Annotated in this window: 11 protein-coding genes; 8 read left to right on the top strand and 3 right to left on the bottom strand. The window is 63.7% G+C overall.

Annotated features, from left to right (window positions below):
• Window positions 1–101: 101 nt before the first annotated feature.
• The 6 genes from U8330_RS19335 to U8330_RS19310 all read left to right on the top strand — a co-directional run bounded on the left by U8330_RS19335 (window position 102) and on the right by U8330_RS19310 (window position 13,902).
• Window positions 102–1,007, top strand: a complete 906-nt coding sequence (locus U8330_RS19335) for a LysR family transcriptional regulator (RefSeq protein WP_323106881.1) — start codon at window positions 102–104, stop codon at window positions 1,005–1,007.
• 436 nt (window positions 1,008–1,443) lie between these two features.
• Window positions 1,444–9,987, top strand: coding sequence for a GH36-type glycosyl hydrolase domain-containing protein (locus U8330_RS19330; RefSeq protein ID WP_323106879.1), 8,544 nt, complete (start codon window positions 1,444–1,446; stop codon window positions 9,985–9,987).
• A gap of 104 nt (window positions 9,988–10,091) precedes the next feature.
• Window positions 10,092–11,258, top strand: coding sequence for an OpgC family protein (locus U8330_RS19325; protein WP_323106878.1), 1,167 nt, complete (start codon window positions 10,092–10,094; stop codon window positions 11,256–11,258).
• 330 nt (window positions 11,259–11,588) lie between these two features.
• Window positions 11,589–12,701 (top strand): 3-isopropylmalate dehydrogenase, encoded by a 1,113-nt coding sequence (leuB, locus tag U8330_RS19320; protein WP_323106877.1) that lies wholly within the window; start codon window positions 11,589–11,591, stop codon window positions 12,699–12,701.
• A gap of 121 nt (window positions 12,702–12,822) precedes the next feature.
• Complete coding sequence (locus tag U8330_RS19315) at window positions 12,823–13,533, top strand: phosphatase PAP2 family protein (RefSeq protein ID WP_323106876.1); 711 nt, start codon at window positions 12,823–12,825, stop codon at window positions 13,531–13,533.
• Window positions 13,534–13,620: 87 nt separating this feature from the next.
• The gene (locus tag U8330_RS19310; protein WP_323106875.1) at window positions 13,621–13,902 is read left to right on the top strand and encodes a hypothetical protein; all 282 of its coding nucleotides are present in this window, start codon (window positions 13,621–13,623) and stop codon (window positions 13,900–13,902) included.
• 132 nt (window positions 13,903–14,034) lie between these two features.
• Here the strand turns inward: U8330_RS19310 and U8330_RS19305 are convergent, their stop codons facing one another.
• Complete coding sequence (locus tag U8330_RS19305; RefSeq protein WP_323107372.1) at window positions 14,035–15,786, bottom strand: MFS transporter; 1,752 nt, start codon at window positions 15,784–15,786, stop codon at window positions 14,035–14,037.
• 578 nt (window positions 15,787–16,364) lie between these two features.
• Here U8330_RS19305 and U8330_RS19300 point away from each other — a divergent pair.
• Both U8330_RS19300 and U8330_RS19295 read left to right on the top strand, forming a co-directional pair.
• On the top strand, window positions 16,365–17,399 hold the full coding sequence (locus U8330_RS19300; protein WP_323106874.1) for an aspartate-semialdehyde dehydrogenase: 1,035 nt from the start codon (window positions 16,365–16,367) through the stop codon (window positions 17,397–17,399).
• 169 nt (window positions 17,400–17,568) lie between these two features.
• Window positions 17,569–18,390, top strand: coding sequence for a lytic murein transglycosylase (locus U8330_RS19295; RefSeq protein ID WP_416236942.1), 822 nt, complete (start codon window positions 17,569–17,571; stop codon window positions 18,388–18,390).
• Window positions 18,391–18,469: 79 nt separating this feature from the next.
• Here the strand turns inward: U8330_RS19295 and U8330_RS19290 are convergent, their stop codons facing one another.
• Window positions 18,470–19,111: a carbonic anhydrase gene (locus U8330_RS19290; RefSeq protein ID WP_323106873.1), complete on the bottom strand. Its 642-nt coding sequence runs from the start codon at window positions 19,109–19,111 to the stop codon at window positions 18,470–18,472.
• A gap of 98 nt (window positions 19,112–19,209) precedes the next feature.
• Window positions 19,210–20,085 (bottom strand): pyridoxal kinase PdxY, encoded by an 876-nt coding sequence (gene pdxY, locus U8330_RS19285; protein WP_323106872.1) that lies wholly within the window; start codon window positions 20,083–20,085, stop codon window positions 19,210–19,212.
• Between the last annotated feature and the right edge of the window lie 39 nt (window positions 20,086–20,124).

Below are 20,124 nucleotides of genomic sequence, written 5' to 3'. Positions count from 1 at the left end.
GCGATATGGATCGGATGGGTCGATCATTCTCAATCCGGATCATATCTATCCGAAATGCGAATGGATTGCGACCGTTCTGACTATGGTCATGCGAGGGCGGAATGAGGTTGACGCGACGGCTGATCCCGGACATTGCGACGCTGCAGGCCTTCGAATGCGCGGCGCGCCACGGCAGCTTCACCCAGGCGGGCGCAGAGCTGAACCTGACCCAGAGCGCGGTGAGCCGGCAGATCAAGGATCTCGAAAGCCAGCTGGGCGTGCTCCTGTTCGAGCGCGTCCGCCAGCGGGTGGTGCTTTCCGATGCGGGGCAGCGGTTCCTGCCGGAGGTGCGCCGGCTGCTGGCGCAGTCGGAGGAGTTGATGGTGCGGGCCATGGGCGCCGCACGCTCCGACAATGCGCTGTCGATTGCGACATTGCCGACCTTCGGCAGCCGCTGGCTGACGCCGCGGCTCGCCGATTTCCTGTCCCGCCATCCCGATACGGTCCTCAACATCGCCTCACGCTCGCGGCCCTTCGATTTCGGCGAGGAGATGTTCGACCTTGCGATCCATTACGGCCAGCCGGTCTGGGCCCATGCGGCCTGCCACTATCTGTGCAGCGAGGTGACTGTGCCCGTCGCAAGCCCTGCCCTGCTCGAGCGCTTCCCTGCGACGCAGCCGGGTGAGCTCGCCGGTGCCCCCCTGCTGCATCTTGCGACTCGGCCGAAGCTCTGGGCGGAATGGTTCGAGGCCACGCATGCACCGATCGAGGGCGCCTATCGCGGCACCCGGTTCGATCAGTTTTCGATGGTCATCGAGGGCGCGATTGCCGGCCTCGGCTTCGCGCTCCTGCCGCGCTACCTGATCGAGCCCGAACTCGGCACCGGCGCCTTGCGCGTGGTCTTCGACCTGCCGATCCAGACGGAAAACAATTATTACCTGGTCATTCCGGACGGGAAGCTGGAGAACCAGGCGGGCCTTGCCTTCCGTGCGTGGATCATGTCGCAAATTTCGAACCCACCGGCATGAACACGCCCCTACTCCGCTTGAAACAGCGGGAACTTTTACAGCGACGCGGCGTTAACGCGGGGTTGAACTGTGCGCGGGCGGCGATGATGGGGCATGAACGGCCGTTCGGTACAGGAAAAGCGGCATGCCCGGCGCTGCAAACCGCTTGTCTTCCGGTCACTTGGGCGCGCCGCTGTCGCCTCCCCAGCTTGAAAGCGATGCGCGCAAAGGCTAAAAAATGCCGTCTTCACGTCTCACCCCCACGCCATGACCCAGCCTGTCGATCGGCCCTCGCGCACCGCTTACCGTTTTTGCCGAGCCCTATGCGTTCGACCCGGCCGCGCGTGATGTCCTGCAGTCCGGCATAGTCCTGCCAAACTTGACGAACACCCAGGCTTCGGCCTGACCCGGCTTCGGCCGCTCCTTGAAACACCGCTTTGGATCCAGAACCCGCTCCATGCTCCAGCACGCCACTCCCGCCACCGCGCCGCGCGACGCCCAGCCCGCCGCTCTCGATTACAACGACGCGATCCGCTCGACCTATATGTCGATCGAGGAGTTGCGCGCCTGTGGCGAGCATCTGGCCCGCAACGGCGCGGACAGCTTGCCGGCCTTCTTTCCCTTCGAGTTTCGCCAGCGGCATCGGGAAAATGAAACCGAGATCTTCAGGATCTACAAGATCACCGCGGCCGATGTGGAGCAGGGCGCACAGATCACGCCGGCCGCCGAATGGCTGCTCGACAACCACCATGTGATCGAAGAAGCGATCCAGGAAGTGCGGCGCGATTTTCCGCGCAAGTTCTATCGCCAGCTGCCGACGATCGATGTGGCGGGCACGACCATCCCGCGCACCATGGCGCTTGCCTGGCTTTATGTCGCACATACGCACAGCACCGTTTCGCGCGAAAGCCTGACGGCGATGGTCGAAGGCTTCCACGAAGGCGGCACCTTCAAGATCGGCGAGCTCTGGGCGCTTCCCTCCATCATCCGCTTCATCCTGATCGAGAATCTGCGCCGTGTGGCGATGCGCGTCGAGCGGTCGCGCGCCATGCGCCACAAGGCCAATGATGTCGCCGACCAGATCGTGCGGCTGAGCGATCCGGACAAGGCGCAGACGCTGCTCAAGGACTACGAGGCGCAGACGGCCGACAATACCTTCGTCGCCCAACTTCTGTACCGCCTGCGCGACGGCTCGCAGAGCGGCCGCGTCGTCATCGCCTGGCTGGAAGAACAGCTGGAGAAGCGCGGCAGCGATATCGAATCCGCACTGTTTGCCGAGCAGAACCGCCTTTCCTCCGGCAATGCGACGATGAGCAACATCGTGCGGTCGCTGCGCGAGATCGACGACAATGACTGGGCGGTCTGGTTCGAAAGCGTCAGCAAGCTCGATGCCGCCATGCGTGACGGCTCCGACTACATGTCGCTCGATTTCGGCTCGCGCAACAAATACCGCACCACGATCGAACAGCTGGCCAAGCGGTCCGGCCTGACCGAACTCGAAGTGACCGAGCGCGCTCTGGCCCGGGCCCGGGCGGATGCGTCGGTGATCGAGGAGGAAACCGGACAACCGGTCATGGCGCCGAATGTCGGCGACTATCTGGTCGGCAACCGCAAGATCGAATTCGAACAGTCGATCGGCTACACGCCGACCGTGCTGCAGCGCATCGTTCGCTTCGCCCGCAGCCTCGAATGGCTGGCGATCGCCGGGCCGAACATCGCGCTCACCGTTCTGGCGATGATCCTCGTCTATGCCTTCATCAGCCCGATGGCGATCCCGGCCGGTGCCAAGCTGCTGCTCCTGCTGCTCTTCGCCCTGCCGGCCTCCGAAGGCGCGGCTGGTCTCTTCAACACCGTCGTCACCTTCTTCGTCACGCCCTCACGCCTGGTCGGCTATGAATTTCTGAAGGGTATTCCGGCCGAGGCCCGTACGCTGGTCGTCGTGCCCTGCATGATCTCCAAGCGCGACCATGTGGACGAACTCGTCCGCAATCTGGAGGTCCACTATCTCGCCAACCCGAAGGGCGAAATCTATTTCGCGCTCGTCAGCGACTGGGCCGACAGCCCGACGGAAGAGACGGCCGCCGATCTCGACGTGCTCGACTATGCCAAGGGCGAGATCGCCGAACTGGTGAAGCGCTATGCCCATGATGGCCGCACGCGCTTCTTCCTGCTGCATCGCCGCCGCCTGTGGAACGAGAGCGAAGGCGCATGGATGGGCTGGGAGCGCAAGCGTGGCAAGCTGCACGAGCTCAACCTTCTGCTGCGCGGTGACCGCGACACGACCTTCATCGCCGGTACGGACAAGGTGCCGGACGGCGTGCAATATGTGATGACGCTTGATTCCGACACGCGCTTGATGCGCGATGCGGTGACCAAGCTCGTCGGCAAGCTCTACCACCCGATCAACCGTCCGATCGTCGATCCGAAGACCCAGAAGGTCACCTCGGGCTATTCGATCCTGCAGCCGCGCGTCACGCCCTCGCTCACCACCGGCAGCGAGGCGTCCGCCTTCCAGCGCATCTTCTCGGCCAATCGCGGCATCGACCCCTATGTCTTCACCGTCTCCGACGTCTACCAGGACCTCGCGGGCGAGGGCACCTTCACGGGCAAGGGTCTCTACCATGTCGACGCCTTCGAGGCAGCGATCAAGGGCAAGATCGAGGAGAACGCCATCCTCAGCCACGACCTTCTGGAAGCCTCGCTCGCCCGCTGCGCGTTGGTGACCGATGTCGAGCTGGTCGAGGATTTCCCGATCCGCTACGAGGTCGAAGTGTCGCGCCAGCATCGCTGGACGCGCGGTGACTGGCAGCTGCTGCCTTATATCTTCAACGCCGGCAACGGGCTGTCCATGCTCGGCCGCTGGAAGATGTACGACAACCTGCGCCGGTCGCTGATCCCGGTCGCCTGGCTCGGCGCCTCCGTGCTCGGCTGGTACGTGATGGAGCCGACCGCGGCGCTCATCTGGCAGGTGGTGCTGATCTTCTCGCTCTTCGTGGCGCCGACCCTTTCGCTGCTTTCGAGCCTGATGCCGCGCCGCAACGACATCGTCGCCCGCGCCCATTTCCACGCCGTGCTGGACGAAATCCGCTCGGCCAATGCCCAGGTCGCGCTGCGCATCGTCTTCATTGCCCATTCCGCCGGCATGATGGCCGACGCCATTGCGCGTGCGCTCTACCGCACCTTCGTCAGCCGCAAGCTGATGCTCGAATGGCGCACCGCCGCATCGGTGCAGAGCGCCGGCCACGGCACCGTACTCGATTATTACCGGACCATGTGGATCGCCCCGGTCCTGGCGATCATCGCCGTCGGCATCGCTGCCGTCTCCGCCACCGGCCTGCCCTTCATCGGCATTCCCTTCGCGCTGCTCTGGATCCTCTCGCCGGCCATTGCCTGGCTCGTCAGCCAGTCCGCCGAGACGGAAGACCAGCTGGTGGTCTCCGAAGACGTGAAGGCGGAGTTCCGCAAGATCGCCCGGCGCACCTGGCGCTATTTCGAGGATTTCGTCACGCCCGAGCAGAACTTCCTGCCGCCGGACAATTTCCAGGAAACGCCGCACCCCGTTCTTGCTGCCCGCACCTCGCCCACCAATATCGGCGTCTACCTGCTCTCCGCCATGTCCGCGCGCTCCTTCGGCTGGATCGGCTTCGAGGAGACGATCCGCCGGCTGGAGGAAACGGTGGCCACCATCGACCGCCTGCCGAAGTATCGCGGCCACCTCTTCAACTGGTACACGACCGACCGGCTGGAGACGATGGAGCCCAAATATGTCTCCGCCGTCGACAGCGGCAATCTCGCCGGCCATCTGATCGCCGTGTCCTCCATGTGCCGCGAATGGGCGGAGGCGCCTTCGGCGCATGTCCAGGGCAATCTGGACGGGATCGGCGATGTCGCGGCCATCCTCTCCGAGGTGCTGGCCGAGCTTCCCGACGACCGCAAGACGGTGCGCCCCCTGCGTCGTCGCGTGGAAGAACGGCTGATCGGCTTCCGCAATGCGCTGGAAGCAGTCAAGCGCGAGCACGAATTCGCGTCCATCCGGGTCATCAACCTTTCGGTTCTTGCCCGCGATATCGAGAAGCTGACGCTCAATCTGGATCACGAGGTGCAGAGCAAGGAAACCAAGGACGTGATCAAGTGGGCGCGCCTGCTGGTCAACACCTGCGAAGCCCATATTGCCGACAGCGTCTTCGACCTGAGCGCGATCGACGCGATGCGCGACCGGCTGATCGTCCTGCGCGACCGCACACGCGATCTCGCCTTCTCGATGGACTTCTCCTTCCTGTTCCGGCCCGAGCGGCGGCTGCTGTCCATCGGCTTCCGCGTCAACAGCGGCGAGCTCGATGAATCCTGCTACGACCTTCTCGCCTCCGAAGCCCGCCTGACGAGCCTGTTCGCCATCGCCAAGGGCGACCTGCCGACCGAGCACTGGTACAAGCTCGGCCGTCCGGTGGTGCCGATCGGGGCGCGGGGCGCGCTGATCTCCTGGTCCGGCTCGATGTTCGAATATCTGATGCCCCCGCTGGTCATGCAGGAGCGCCAGGGCGGCATTCTCAACCAGACCAACAATCTGATCGTACGCGAACAGATGAACCATGGCCGCCGTCTCGGCACGCCGTGGGGCATTTCGGAAGCAGCCTTCAACGCCCGCGACCATGAACTGACCTATCAGTATACGAATTTCGGCGTACCGACGCTGGGTCTGAAGCGCGGCCTCGGCCAGAATGCCGTCATAGCGCCCTATGCATCGATCCTCGCCAGCATGTACGAGCCGGAAGCCGCGCTGTCGAACCTCGAGCGTCTTCGTGCCGTCGGTGCGCTGGGCGTCTATGGCTATCACGATGCGGTGGATTTCACGCCGACGCGCGTGCCCGAAGGCAAGACCTGCGCCGTGGTGCGCAACTACTATGCGCACCACCATGGCATGTCGATCGCAGCGGTCGCCAACGTGGTTTTCAATGGGCAGCTGCGCGAGTGGTTCCACGCTGATCCGGTGATCGAAGCCGCCGAACTCCTGCTCCAGGAGAAAGCGCCGCGTGACATTCCGATCATGAACACCAAGCGCGAGCCGGAAGCGCTCGGCAAGGGTCAGGAAGATCTTCTGCGTCCGGAAGTTCGCACGATCAAGAACCCGATCGCCAAGGAGCGCGAGGCCGTCTTCCTGTCGAACGGTCATTACGCGCTGATGCTGACGGCCGTCGGCTCCGGCTATTCGCGCTGGAACGGCCAGACCGTCGTGCGCTGGAAGCCTGACCCGGTCGAAGACCGCACCGGCACCTTCATCTTTCTCAAGGACACGGCAAGCGGCGACTGGTGGTCGGCGACGGCCGAACCCCGGCGTGCGGAAGGCGAGAAGGCGACCGTCCGCTTCGGCGACGACAAGGCCGAATTCATGAAGGTCGTCGGCGATATCTCGACCGAGGTCGAATGCATCGTGGCCACCGAGCACGATGCGGAAGGACGTCGCCTGACGATCGTCAACACCGGCGCCGAGGATCGCTTCATCGAGGTGACCTCCTATGCCGAGCCGGTGCTGACCACCGATGACACCGACAATGCGCATCCGCTCTTTGCCAAGATGTTCCTGAAGACGGAAATCGATCCGAAGGGCGACGTGATCCGCGTGACGCGAAACAAGCGCACGCCTTCCGAGCCGGATATGCAGGTCGCGCATCTGATTGCCGACAATGCCGGCACCGATCGGCCGACCGAGGCCGAGACCGACCGTCGCCGCTTCATCGGCGAAGGCCGGACACTGGCAGAGGCCCGCGCCTTCGACGGCGACGTGACGCTGTCGGGAACGGACGGATTTACGCTGGATCCGGTGATGGCGCTGCGCCGCACGGTTCGCGTGCCGGCCGGCAAGAAGGTGAGCGTCATCTTCTGGACCATCGCCGCGCCGAACCGCGAGGAGATCGACCGCGCAGTCGAGCGCTATCGCCACCCGGACAGCTTTACCCACGAGCTGATCCATGCCTGGACCCGCAGCCAGGTACAGATGCGCCATGTCGGCGTCACCTCGCAGGAAGCCGCCAGCTTCCAGCTGCTCGGTCGCTATCTCGTCTATCCCGACATGCAACTTCGGGCCGACAGCGCCACGGTACGCGCCGGGCTTGGGCCGCAATCCGCCCTCTGGCCGCTGTCGATCTCGGGCGACTTCCCGATCTTCACCGTCCGCATCAATGACGACGCCGATCTTGCGATCGTGCGCGAAGGGCTGCGGGCGCAGGAATATATGCGGGCGCGCGGCGTGTTGGCCGATCTCGTCATCGTCAACGAGCGCGGCTCGACCTATGCGCAGGACATGCAGCACGCCATCGACTCGATGTGCGAGAACCTGCGTCTGCGCAGCCAGAGCGATGGCGCCCGGCCGCATATCTTCGCCGTCCGCCGCGACATCATGGAGCCGGCCACCTGGGCGGCGCTGCTGTCCGCCTCGCGCGCGGTCTTCCACGCCCGCAACGGCAAGATCTCCGACCAGATCGCCCGTGCAGAATCGCTCTACGCGTCGCCGGAGCTGAAGAAGGACAAGCCGCAGTCGATCGTGCCGCTGATCGCTGCGCCGACGGCGCTCTCGGTAGAGCCGGCCGAGATCTCCGGCGAGGGGCTGGACTTCTGGAACGGCTATGGCGGCTTCTCGACCGACGGCCGGGACTATGTGACCCGCCTGCGCGGCGGCGAAGCCACGCCGCATCCGTGGATCAACGTCATCTCCAACGATATCTTCGGCTTCCATGTGGCCGCCGAAGGTGCCGCCTTCACCTGGAGCCGCAATTCGCGCGACTATCAGCTGACCAGCTGGACCAACGATCCGGTTTCGAACCGGCCGGGCGAGGCGATCTTCATCAAGGATCTAACGAGCGGCGCGGTCCTGACGCCCTATGGCGCCCTGTCCAGGCGCACGGACGTCGCATTCGAAACTCGCCACAGCCAGGGCGTCTCGACCTTCTTGAGCGTTCAGGACGGGCTGGCGATCGAAGTGGTGCAGACCGTGCACCGCAGCCTGCCAGTGCGCTACAGCCGCCTGACGCTGCGCAATGATGCCAACGAGACGCGGCGGCTGCGGCTCTATGCCTATGCCGAATGGGTGCTGGGCAACAACCGCGCCCGCACTGCTCCCTTCGTCGTCACGCAGTTCGATGCGGAAGCCGGCATGATGTCGGCCACCAATCCCTACAGCGTGGACTATGCCGGGCGGACCGCCTATCTGGCGCTCAGCGACACGCCGACCAGCCACACCGGCAACAGGCGTGAATTCCTGGGCAAGACGGGGAGCATCTATGCACCGCAGTCCGTCCTGGAGGGCGCGACGCTCTCCGGCGGAACGGATGTGGATGGCGACCCCTGCGCCGCCCTCTCGCTCGACGTGACGCTGAAGCCAGGCGAAAGCCGTGAAATTCTGCTCTATATGGGCGATGGTGACAGCCGTGCCCAAGCGATCGAGCATCTGGAAGCCGCGCGCGGCATTCCGTTCTCGACCGTGCTGGACGAGAATGCTCGCTACTGGGACGCCTTCACCGGCGTCCTCCAAGTCGAGACACCGGACAAAGCCTTCAACAACCTCATCAACCGCTGGCTACCCTATCAGAGCCTCGGGTGCCGGATTCTCGCCCGCTCCGCCTTCTACCAGGCCAGCGGCGCCTTCGGCTTCCGCGACCAGCTGCAGGATACGCTGGCCTTCATCCTGCACCGGCCGGAGCTGGCGCGTGCGCAAATCCTCAATGCTGCCGCACGGCAGTTCGCGGAGGGCGACGTGCTGCATTGGTGGCTGCCCAACACCGGCGCCGGCGTTCGCACGCTGATCTCCGACGATGTGGTCTGGCTTGGCCATGCGACCGCGCATTACTGCACGGTCAGCGGCGATCGCGCCATCCTCAACGAGGAGATCGCCTTCATCGAGGGCGCGGCCCTCGAGCCCGGCCAGCATGACAGCTTCTTCCAGCCGAAACCGTCCGAGACCAAGGCCAGCCTCTATGAGCACTGCGCCCGCGCGCTCGATCTCGCGATCAAGCGCACCGGGGAGAACGGCCTGCCCCTGATCCTCGGCGGCGACTGGAACGACGGGATGAATCGCGTCGGGATCGAGGGCAAGGGCACGAGCGTCTGGCTCGGCTGGTTCCTCGCCACCACGCTGCGCAGCTTCCTGCCAATTGCCCAGGAACGCGGTGACCAGGCCCGCGCCGAGCGCTGGTCCGGCCATCTCGAAAGCCTGAAACAGGCGCTCGAAACGGCGGGCTGGGATGGCGGGCACTATCGTCGTGGCACCTATGACGATGGTACCCCGCTCGGTTCGGACGCGAGCGAGGAATGCCGGATCGATTCGATCGCGCAGTCCTGGAGCGTGCTCTCGGGCGAGGGCGATCCAGCCCGCGCCTCGCAGGCGATGGATGCGGTGATGGCGCGGCTGGCGGATGAGGAGCATCGGATCATCCGTCTCTTCACCCCGCCCCTCTCCGGCACCGAACAGGATCCCGGATACATCAAGGCCTATCCGCCCGGTGTGCGCGAGAATGGCGGGCAATATACCCACGCCGCCACCTGGGTCGTGCTGGCGCTCGCGAAGCTCAAGCGTTCCGACGATGCCTGGAAAGCCTTCCAGATGCTGAACCCGGTCACCCATGCGCTCACCCGCGACGAGGCCGATCTCTATCGGGTCGAGCCCTATGTCGTCGCCGCCGACGTGTATGGCGAGGGCGCCTTGACCGGCCGTGGCGGCTGGACCTGGTATACCGGCTCGGCCGCCTGGCTCTATCGCGTCGCGGTCGAGGGCATCCTCGGGCTGCGTCGCGAAGGCGATCGTCTGATCGTCGATCCGGCCCTCCCCTCCGACTGGACCGGCTTCACAGCCCGCCTGACGATCGGCGGCGCGACCCATGCGGTGACAGTGACGCGGGAAAACGGGGAAATCGTAAGCCGCGTTGATCAAACTGTCATAAAAAACGCGCATGATGGCACTTTGCTTGGTGCCCAAGACCAAGACAAACAAGACCAAGACGAACAAGACTGAGACGAACGCGGCCGCGCCCCACCGGCGCGGCCGCGCTCTCGACTGTGACAAGTCAGGACGGGGTTGCAGGGCGGGGGCGCCATAACCCGGACGAGACTTTCCTGATGCTGCAGAGACTGCGCACGGCGACACCCACCGCAAGCACCACCGTGATCGGGACCGTACCGGCCGCCTCCGGCGATCGCGATACGCGCCTCGATGTCTATCGCGCCCTGTGCCTGCTGATGATCTTCATCAACCACGTGCCGGGCCAATATCTTGAATATCTGACCTCGAAGAACTTCGGCTTTTCGGACTCGGCCGAGGCCTTCGTGCTGATCTCCGGCCTCTCTGCCGGGCTTGCCTATGGCGCAAAGTTCGTCCGCGGCCATCGACTGGCGGTGAGCGTGCGCATCTGGCGGCGGGCGTTCACGCTCTACACGGCCCATATCATGACCAGCATCATGACGCTCGCCATCTTCGCCGGCGGCGCGCTGTATTTCGGCCGGCAGGATCTGATCAGCGAAATCAACATCAAGCCGCTGATCGACAATACGGAGCAGGGCGTGGTGGCGATGGTGCTGCTCGGTCATCAGCTCGGCTACAACAACATCCTCTCCATGTATGCCGTGGTGCTGCTCATCCTGCCCGGACTGTTGTTGCTGAGGGCGATGAGCCCTTGGCTGGTGCTGGCTGTTTCCGCCACGCTCTGGTTGCTGGCCGGCCTGTTCCAGATCGTGCCGCTCAACGCGCTCGACCAGGGCTACTGGTTCTTGAACCCATGGTCCTGGCAGTTTCTCTTCGTCATCGGGCTGGTGGCGATGATGCGGTCGCGCGCGGGTCATCCCCTGCCCCGCCATCCGCTGCTCGTCGGGCTTTGCGCCTTCTATCTCGGCCTTTCCAGCCTGTGGGTGTTGTTTTCCTGGTGGAGCATCGACTTCTCGCTGGGTTTGCCGGCGGTTCTCACCGGCTTCGACAAGACCTTCCTCTCCACCCCTCGCCTGCTGCATGTCCTGGCGCTCGGCTATCTGCTGGCGGTTATTCCCGTCTTCTCCCGCTGGAGCCGGCTGCGTCTCGATCATCCGCTGGTCATGATCGGTCGCCACTCGCTGCCCGTCTTCATCTTCGGAACGATCCTTGCCATGATCGGCCAGGTCCTCCTGTTCGTGACCGGCAAGAATGCCATCTTGGGTACGCTCTTCGTCCTGGCCGGCATCGGCCTGCATTTCGCCTATGCCTGGTACCTCGATTGGCTGCGCGGGCTCACCCGGCCGGCCCGGGCCAAACCTTGATCATCCGCCGCCAGCGGCGTTGCCGGTTTGCACGACCTTCAGCACCGGCGCGGCCTCCGAGGTGCAGGCCAGCGATAGGGTGAACGCAGCCAGAAGGCAGAGAGGCAGGATCGGTCGCATCAGACACTCCTTCGGTCGGGCGGTACGCACCGCCCCAGGAGGGGAGCATCGCAGCGCCGCACCCTGAACGCTGTTTCGCGCGAAACAGCTTGGTGCGGTCTGAAATTCTCGACATCACGGATTTTCCTGCGGCTGACCATGCGCTAGAACGCCGGTCACATTTGGCGGGCACCGCCCGTTTTCCGCTCACTCGACCTGGAGGCTTCCCCTATGACCGTCCGCACGCTTTTCCTTTTGCCGGGTGACGGCATTGGCCCTGAAGCCATGGCCGAGGTCCGCAAGATCATCGCCTATATGAACGAAGCCAAGGGTACCGGTTTCACGGTCGATGAAGGCCTCGTCGGCGGCTCGGCCTATGATGCGCATGGCGCAGCCATTTCGGACGCGGATATGGCCAAGGCGATGGCTGCCGATGCCGTGCTGTTCGGCGCCGTCGGCGGGCCGAAGTGGGACGCGGTCCCTTATGACGTCCGGCCGGAAGCCGGTCTCCTGCGGCTGCGCAAGGACATGCAGCTCTTCGCCAATCTTCGCCCGGCGATCTGCTATCCGGCGCTGGCCGATGCCTCTTCGCTGAAGCCGGAGCTTGTCGAGGGCCTCGATATCCTCATCGTGCGCGAGCTCACGGGTGGGGTCTATTTCGGCGAGCCGAAGGAGATCATCGACCTTGGCAACGGCCAGAAGCGCGGCATCGATACCCAGGTCTACGATACCTACGAGATCGACCGCATTGCCGGCGTCGCCTTCGAACTTGCCCGCACGAGACAGAACCGCGTCTGCTCCATGGAAAAGCGCAACGTGATGAAGTCGGGCGTGCTCTGGAACCAGGTGGTGACCGAAACGCACAAGGCCCGCTATTCGGATGTGCAGCTCGACCATATGCTGGCCGATGCCGGCGGCATGCAGCTTGTACGCCAGCCGAAGCAGTTCGACGTCATCGTCACCGACAATTTGTTCGGTGACATGCTGTCCGACGTTGCCGCCATGCTGACCGGATCGCTCGGCATGCTGCCCTCCGCCTCGCTCGGCGCGCCTGATGCGGTCACCGGCAAGCGCAAGGCGCTCTACGAGCCGGTCCATGGTTCGGCGCCGGATATTGCCGGGCGGGGCATCGCCAATCCGATCGCCATGATCGCGTCCTTCGCCATGTGCCTGCGCTACTCCTTCAACCTCGTCGAGGATGCGGATCGGCTGGAAAAGGCGATCGCCGACGTGCTCGACCAGGGCATCCGCACCGGCGACATCATGGCGCCGGGCGCCCGGCAGGTCGGCACGACCGAGATGGGCGATGCGATCCTCTCCGCCTTCAAGGCTCTCTCGGCCTGAGACACGGCCGCCCGACACACAACGGCGCGTCTTTTCGGCAGAAAGGCGCGCCGTTTGTCATGATCGGCTGTTGAAAAGAGCGGGAGGATCGACACATGAGGCGGATGAAGAAGGACCTGAGATGAACCGCCCGCTTTCCTCCACTGTCTACATCCTCGTCGCCACCGTGCTTCTGGTTCTGGCCCTGGTGCCGTTCGATCCGCTGATCTCTCAGCGTGCGCAGGCGCTTCCCGAGCCGATCGTTCTCTTCAACCAGCGCATCACCGATTTCGGGACCTTTGCCTGGATGATCTACGGATCCGGCACGCTGGTGATCCTCGCCTTTATCGCAACCCGGACCGTGAAGGCGGAGAACACGGTGCAGAAGCTGCGCACGGGACGACGGCTCGCCTTGTACTTCCTGGTGACGATCGGCAGTGCCAGCGCGCTCGTGCATACGATCAAGTTCTTCATCGGCCGCGGTCGGCCGGAAGTCTTTGCCGACTATGGTGCCTATGCGCTGCAGCCTTTTGCCAGCGACTGGCTGTTCCAGAGCTTCCCATCCGGTCATTCGGCCGCCGTCGGCTCCTTTTTCGGCGCTTTTGCCATGCTGGTGCCACGTCTGCGCATCGTCTTTGCGCTTGGGGCGCTGACCATCGGGGTCACGCGCGTCATCGTGGGTGCGCATTATCCAAGCGACGTCGCGGCCGGGCTCCTGACCGGGCTCTGGACCGCGATCATGACCGCTTTCTTCTTCGCCCGCCGAAACTGGCTGTTCCGGTTGGATGAAAAGGGTTGGCCGCGGCCGAAATCGACCGCGCAGGGCCAGCCGGTTCCTCCCGAACCGAAATAGCGCACATCGGACCGGCACTGCCAGCGCTTGCCCTTGTCTGCCGGGTGTGGAACCATGGCGCCTCATGCGGTGTAAGGAGCTGATGTCATGGATCTTCTCGCCTCTCAGCTCTCCGATCCCTTTCGCATCGGCCTGATCCTGTTTTTGTTTCTGACAGCGCTGCGAACGCGGGCGGCAATGGGACTGCTCACGCCCCTGGCGCTCGGCATCGTGTTCGTCGCGGTGCTTCTGCCGCTGACGACAGGCGCGAGCGCGTTGGCCGACAATCAGGCCCGGTGGCTCGCGATCGGGTGGGGCCTGCTCTCGAATGCGATCATTCTCGCCTGTATCCTCGGCCTTTGGTCGGTTTGGGAACGCGTTCGCCGATAAGAATTCAAGCCCTTCCTCAGCTCTCTATCCAGGAACGAAAAGGACGCCGCACCCTTCGATGCGGCGTCCATGACGGTGGGGCATTCGCAAGCGCGATGCCGAGGCCGGCCGTGCAGCCGACCGATGCTGGTTCTAGCGCCTGTCGTCGGCGAAGATGTCCTTCTTGTGCGTGTTGCCAGGCACGAAGAGAACGCCGATGACCACCGTGGCGGCAGCGATGACGATCGGGTACCAGAGGCCACCATAGACATTGCCGGTCTGCGCCGAGATGGCGAAGGCCGTTGCCGGCATCAGACCGCCGAACCAGCCATTGCCGATGTGGTAGGGCAGCGACAGGCCGGAATAGCGGATGCGCGTCGGGAACATCTCGACCAGCATGGCAGCGATCGGGCCATAGACCATCGTGACCAGCAGGATGAGATAGGTCAGGATCAGGATGACCGCGATCTTCTGGCCGGTGAAGATGTCGAAGAAGCTCTGCGCCCTCACCACCGTGGTGTTGGCATCCGCCGAGATCGGGTAGCCGGCGGCCGTCAGCGCGTCGTTGACACTCTTGGTAAAGGCCGCCGTCGTCGTTTTCAGATCGTCGCCCGTCAGCGCACCGGCATCATAGGCCGGAATGACGGTGTCGCCGATCTTCACCTGGGCAACGGTGGCTGCCGGATCTTCGACCGTAGTGTAGTTGACCGAGCTTCGGGCCAGCGTTGCCTTGGCGATGTCACAGGACGAGGTGAACTTCGCCGTCCCGGTCGGGTTGAACTGGAACGAGCAGTCCTCCGGCGCGGTGGTGACGGTGACCGGCGTCTGCTGGGCCGCATAGAGCGCCGGGTTCGCCATCTGCGTCAGGAGCGGAAAGACGAAGTGGTAGGTCAGGGCGGCGATCAGGCAACCGGCGAGGATAATCGGCTTGCGGCCGATGCGGTCCGACAGGGCGCCGAAGAACAGGAACCCGCCTGTTCCGAGGATCAGCGACCAGGCAACCAGGACGTTCGCCGTGAAACTGTCGACCTTGACGACGTTCTGGATGAAGAACAGCGCGTAGAACTGGCCCGAATACCAGACGACGGCTTGGCCTGCGACGAGGCCGAACAAGGCGATCAGGGCAAACTTGCCGTTCTTCCAGGTGCCGAAGGCTTCGCGCAGCGGCGCCTTGGAGGCAGCCCCCTCCTCCTTCATCTTCTTGAAGGCTGGGGATTCATGCATCTGCATGCGGATATAGAGCGAGATCAGCAGCAGCACGATGGAGCCCAGGAACGGGATCCGCCAGCCCCACAGGTCGAAAGCCTTGATCATCTTCGCCGTGCCATCCGGGTTCATCACCGCAGCGCCGGCCGCATCGAGGACGGGCGTCGGCTCCCAGTTGCCGTTGACATAGCCTTGGACCGCAAGAATGACGATCAGCGACAGAAGCAGGCCGAGCGTCGCGGTGGTCTGGATGAAGGCGGTGAAGTAGCCGCGCTGGTTGGCCGGCGCGTGCTCGGCCACATAGACCGCGGCACCGCCATATTCACCTCCAAGCGCCAGGCCCTGCAACATGCGCAGCGCGATCAGGATCACCGGCGCCGCGGCGCCCCAGCTGCTGTAGGACGGCAGCAGCCCGACGAAGAAGGTCGAGAGGCCCATGATGAGAATGGTCATCAGGAAGGTGTATTTGCGCCCGACGATATCGCCCAGCGCACCGAACACCAGGGCGCCGAACGGGCGCACGATGAAGCCGGCAGCGAAAGCCAGAAGCGCGAAGACGTTGCGCGTCGCCTCGGGAAAGGCTGTAAAGAACTGCGCGCCGATGATCGCGGCCAGCGAGCCATAGAGATAGAAATCGTACCATTCGAAAATGGTCCCGGCGGACGAGGCCATGATGACCTTCCGCTCCTCCGCCGTCATGGGACGCGAGCGATCCCCAGCGTTCACCTCTGCTATTGCCATGAATGCTCCTCCGTGTTGGCCGGCGTCGCCGCGCGGCTCTTGCGTGCCCCTCACGGTCGAGCCGCTCCCTGACGGCATGACCGATCTCCCAAGACACAATTCCTCCACCTCAACGCGGCAGACTAGTTGAGACCGGGTCGGTGCCAAGCCCACGAATGGTCGTACGACGAAAGTCGAGTTCTACTTACGCGGAGCACCCGTTCTTGAATTTTCCGCTCCAGAGCCGAGCCTGCCAGCTCTCCGCTCGTCCTTCGTCTTGACACGCGCCTAGAAACGCCTAAGAGCAGCAGCGTCAAAGGGACACGCAATGCACCGGATCGGCTCGATGATCGACTGCGCGAACGAACCTGCTCAGGCAGGGGCGGCGCAAGCCATGTCCGGACGTTTCACATCCACGGCCAAAACGACGACGAAAACCGTCTGACGTCTCTGGCCAACCGCTCTCTCCCCGGCACGGCCGGGGACGCGAAGCCCGCGCGGCAGATGCCACGGGTTTCTCCCTGATCCCGCGGAGAGAAGAGAAAGAGAGCAAGACAATGGGTTTCAAGATCGCTGTGGCAGGCGCGACCGGCAATGTCGGGCGCGAAATGCTCAACATCCTTTCCGAACGCGGCTTTCCGGCCGATGAGGTCGTGGCGCTCGCCTCCGCCCGCTCGCAGGGAACCGAAGTCTCCTTCGGCGACAAGACGCTGAAGGTGAAGAACCTCGAGAACTATGATTTCTCCGACACGGATATCTGCCTGATGTCGGCCGGCGGCGCCGTGTCGCTGAAGTACTCGCCGAAGATCGGCGCGCAGGGCTGCGTCGTGATCGACAATTCCTCCGCCTGGCGCTACGACGCCGACGTTCCGCTGATCGTGCCGGAGGTCAATCCCGATGCGGTGACCGGCTTCACCAAGCGCAACATCATCGCCAATCCGAACTGCTCGACCGCCCAGCTCGTCGTGGCCCTCAAGCCGCTTCACGATGCAGCCAAGATCAAGCGCGTCGTCGTTTCCACCTATCAGTCGGTGTCCGGCGCCGGCAAGGAAGGCATGGACGAGCTGTTCAACCAGACCCGCGCCGTCTTCGTTGCCGATCCGATCGAGAGCAAGAAGTTCACCAAGCGCATCGCCTTCAACGTCATCCCCCATATCGATGTGTTCATGGAGGACGGCTACACGAAGGAAGAGTGGAAGGTTCTGGCCGAAACCAAGAAGATGCTCGACCCGAAGATCAAGGTGACCTGCACCGCGGTGCGCGTCCCGGTCTTCATCGGCCATTCGGAATCGGTCAACATCGAGTTCGAAAACGAGATCACGGCCGACCAGGCGCGCGACATCCTGCGCGAAGCGCCAGGCTGCCTGGTGGTCGACAAGCACGAGAACGGTGGCTACGTGACCCCGTATGAAAGTGCTGGCGAAGACGCAACCTACATCTCACGCATTCGTGAGGATGCAACCGTCGAAAACGGCCTCAATATGTGGGTTGTCTCGGATAACCTTCGCAAGGGCGCGGCGCTGAATGCGATCCAGATCGCCGAGCTTCTGGTCAGCCGCGGTTTGATCAAGGCCAAGCAACGCGCTGCCTGATCGCCAAGGATCAGGATGATGGTTTTCAGGCTCCGTCGATCCGAACCGGAACGGCGGGGCTTTCTTTGGTGACCCGAAGCTCCATCTTCGAGGTCGACGACAAACACGACGCCGGCACTCTGATGGACAGAGGCGGCACTTGCAGGCAACGGGGTTTTTGATGCGGAAAATCACACGGGTTCGGTCGGCTGTCTGGGCAGGCCTGATGACGGCGGCAGCCGCTGCCTTCGCGCCGGCTGCGGCTTCGGCGGCAAGCTGTGGCAACACGGCTGCGGGCTTCGACAACTGGGTCCAGGAGTTCAAGCAGCAGGCCGCAGGCCGTATCAGCCCGGCAACGCTTGACCGTGCCTTTGCCAATGTCAGCTACAACAAAGCCACCATCCGCGCCGATCGCGGCCAGAAGAGCTTCAAGCTCTCCCTTTCGCAGTTCATGGACAAGCGCGGCGGCGCGGCGATCATCTCGCGCGGCAAGCGCATGAAGGCGCAGAATGCGGCACTCTTCAATTCCATCGAAAGCCGCTACGGTGTGCCGGCTGGCCCGCTGATCGCCATCTGGGGCATGGAGACCGGTTTCGGCGGGTTCATGGGCAAGGAGCACACGCTCTCCGCCGTCTCGACGCTCGCCTTCGACTGCCGCCGCTCCGATTACTTTACCGACCAGCTCTATGCGGCCCTTACTCTCGTTCAGCGCGGCGATCTGAGCCCGGATGCCCGCGGCGCGGCGCATGGCGAGATCGGCCAGACGCAGTTCCTGCCCGCCAACGTGCTGAAATATGGTGTCGATGGCGATGGCAACGGCCATATCGACATGGTTCGCTCCAAGGCCGATGCCTTGGCCTCGACCGCAAACTTCCTGCGCGGCCATGGCTGGCGGCCGGGTGGCGGCTATCAGCCGGGTGAGGCGAACTTCGGCGCCATCCAGGGCTGGAACGCTGCGAGCGTCTACCAGCAGGCGATCGCCCAGATCGCTGCCGAGATCGACGGCGGCTGATCAAGCCGCTGAGAATGCGTAAAAAAGCCCTGCTCGCGCGTCGCAAGCAGGGCTTTTTCTTTGGTAAGCGTTGGCAGCCTTACCGGCCAGGGCGGGTGAAATCGCCACTGTCAGGGTTCATGACCCACAGCTCGCCGGTCGAGATATCGAACCAAGCGCCATGCAGGGACAGGTCGCCCTCCTCTTCCCGCGCCCGAATGTTCGGGAAGCTGCGGAGATTGAGGATCGAGTTGCGGATGGAGATCCGCTCCAGCGCGCGCTGCCGTTCGCCTGCCGTCAGAATGCTGTTGCTGCCGATCTGGGCTGCAGCAGGCTTGAGCAAATTCATCCACTTGCCGATGAAATCCCCGGGCGACAGCGGCTCGGCATCCTGGTCCAGTGCGGCCTTGATGCCACCGCAGCGGCCATGGCCCATGACGACGATGTTCTTGACCTGCAGGGCCTGAACCGCGAATTCCAAAGCCGCCGACGTGGAATGATAGTTGCCATCCGGCTCGTAGGGCGGAACGAGATTGGCGACGTTGCGAACCACGAAAAGCTCGCCCGGGCCGGCACCGAAGATCGTTTCCGGCGCGGCACGGGAGTCGCAACAGGCAATGATGAGCGTCTGGGGCTTCTGTCCGGTTTCTGCCAGAGCACGATATCGCTTTTCGTCCTCCGCATAGCGGCCGCTCATGAACTTCTCATAGCCGTCCAACAAATCCTGCGGAAAAGACTGCATCTCGCTTACCTCTCGGATAACCAGCGCATCCCAATGGCGCCTCTGCCGTTTAAGCGACGAACCGCTCCTCAGGCAAGCGCTTGTTGAGGCTTACCGGATCAACGTTTCGGCTTCTGGGCCGGATGCAGCAAATGCCGCATTTGCACAAGGGCCATGGGCCGGGAGAGACTGGCGGAGTCCTGCTGAAGCGTCAACTCATCGGCACCGCGGCGAACGGAACGCGAGACGATCTCGAAGACGCTGGCCGTCGCAAGTTGCAACGTCCGCTCCTCGTCATGCCCTTCGAGAAGCCGGGCGAGCAGAAGAGCCGCCATGAGATCGCCCGTGCCGTTCGGCGCTCCATCGATCATCCGGTGTTCGGCGAGCAGCGCATGGTGGCCGGAGAGATAAAGATTGCCGGTGCTGCCGCTCATCATCGCCACAGCGGAAGTCACCAGCATGCGTGGCGGCCCAAGCGCGAGAGCGGCATCGAGAATTTCGGCGTTGGAAGCAAGCGGGACGCCGCAGAGCCAGGAGAGTTCGAAGCGGTTGGGAGTTGCAATCGTGGCAAGGGGCAGAAGACGGTCACGAATGGCAGCGGCCACCGGTTCCGGTACATAGAGCCCTCCTTCGTCCCCGATAACCGGATCGCAGGCATAGATGACGGCCGGATTGCGTGCCTTCAGCGTTTCGACGAAATGTTCGACCGCGGCAACCTGGCCCGGACTGCCGAGATAGCCGGAAAGAACCGCCTTGACGTCGCCAGCCCATGGCGATGCCGCGAGTTCCTGAAGCATTGCGTCGAAACTCTCCGTCTCGAGCGTCACGCGGGTGGCGCGGCCGTGGCCCGGATGCCAGGGAAGGATGACCGTCGGAACGGCCCAGACGGTGAAGCCGAGACTTTCGAGCGCGAAGACGGCAGCGCGATTGCCGACGCTTCCGCGCATGACATGGCTTGAGATGACGATGATGATGCCGCTGGCTGCGTCGGACATGGCACTGTTTCCGATATCGATTGACGACTGATCGCCTTC

This window comes from Rhizobium sp. CC-YZS058, assembly GCF_034720595.1.
Classification (GTDB): Bacteria; Pseudomonadota; Alphaproteobacteria; order Rhizobiales; family Rhizobiaceae; genus Ferranicluibacter.
The sequence above is the reverse complement of the archived record's forward strand: the minus strand, read 5'-3'. Positions and strand labels throughout refer to the sequence as shown.

Coding starts and splice junctions, on each gene's coding strand:
- U8330_RS19335 (WP_323106881.1), top strand. CDS start 102: ATGAGGTTGACGCGACGGCTGATCCCGGACATTGCGACGCTGCAGGCC.
- U8330_RS19330 (WP_323106879.1), top strand. CDS start 1,444: ATGCTCCAGCACGCCACTCCCGCCACCGCGCCGCGCGACGCCCAGCCC.
- U8330_RS19325 (WP_323106878.1), top strand. CDS start 10,092: ATGCTGCAGAGACTGCGCACGGCGACACCCACCGCAAGCACCACCGTG.
- leuB (WP_323106877.1), top strand. CDS start 11,589: ATGACCGTCCGCACGCTTTTCCTTTTGCCGGGTGACGGCATTGGCCCT.
- U8330_RS19315 (WP_323106876.1), top strand. CDS start 12,823: ATGAACCGCCCGCTTTCCTCCACTGTCTACATCCTCGTCGCCACCGTG.
- U8330_RS19310 (WP_323106875.1), top strand. CDS start 13,621: ATGGATCTTCTCGCCTCTCAGCTCTCCGATCCCTTTCGCATCGGCCTG.
- U8330_RS19305 (WP_323107372.1), bottom strand. CDS start 15,786: ATGACGGCGGAGGAGCGGAAGGTCATCATGGCCTCGTCCGCCGGGACC.
- U8330_RS19300 (WP_323106874.1), top strand. CDS start 16,365: ATGGGTTTCAAGATCGCTGTGGCAGGCGCGACCGGCAATGTCGGGCGC.
- U8330_RS19290 (WP_323106873.1), bottom strand. CDS start 19,111: ATGCAGTCTTTTCCGCAGGATTTGTTGGACGGCTATGAGAAGTTCATG.
- pdxY (WP_323106872.1), bottom strand. CDS start 20,085: ATGTCCGACGCAGCCAGCGGCATCATCATCGTCATCTCAAGCCATGTC.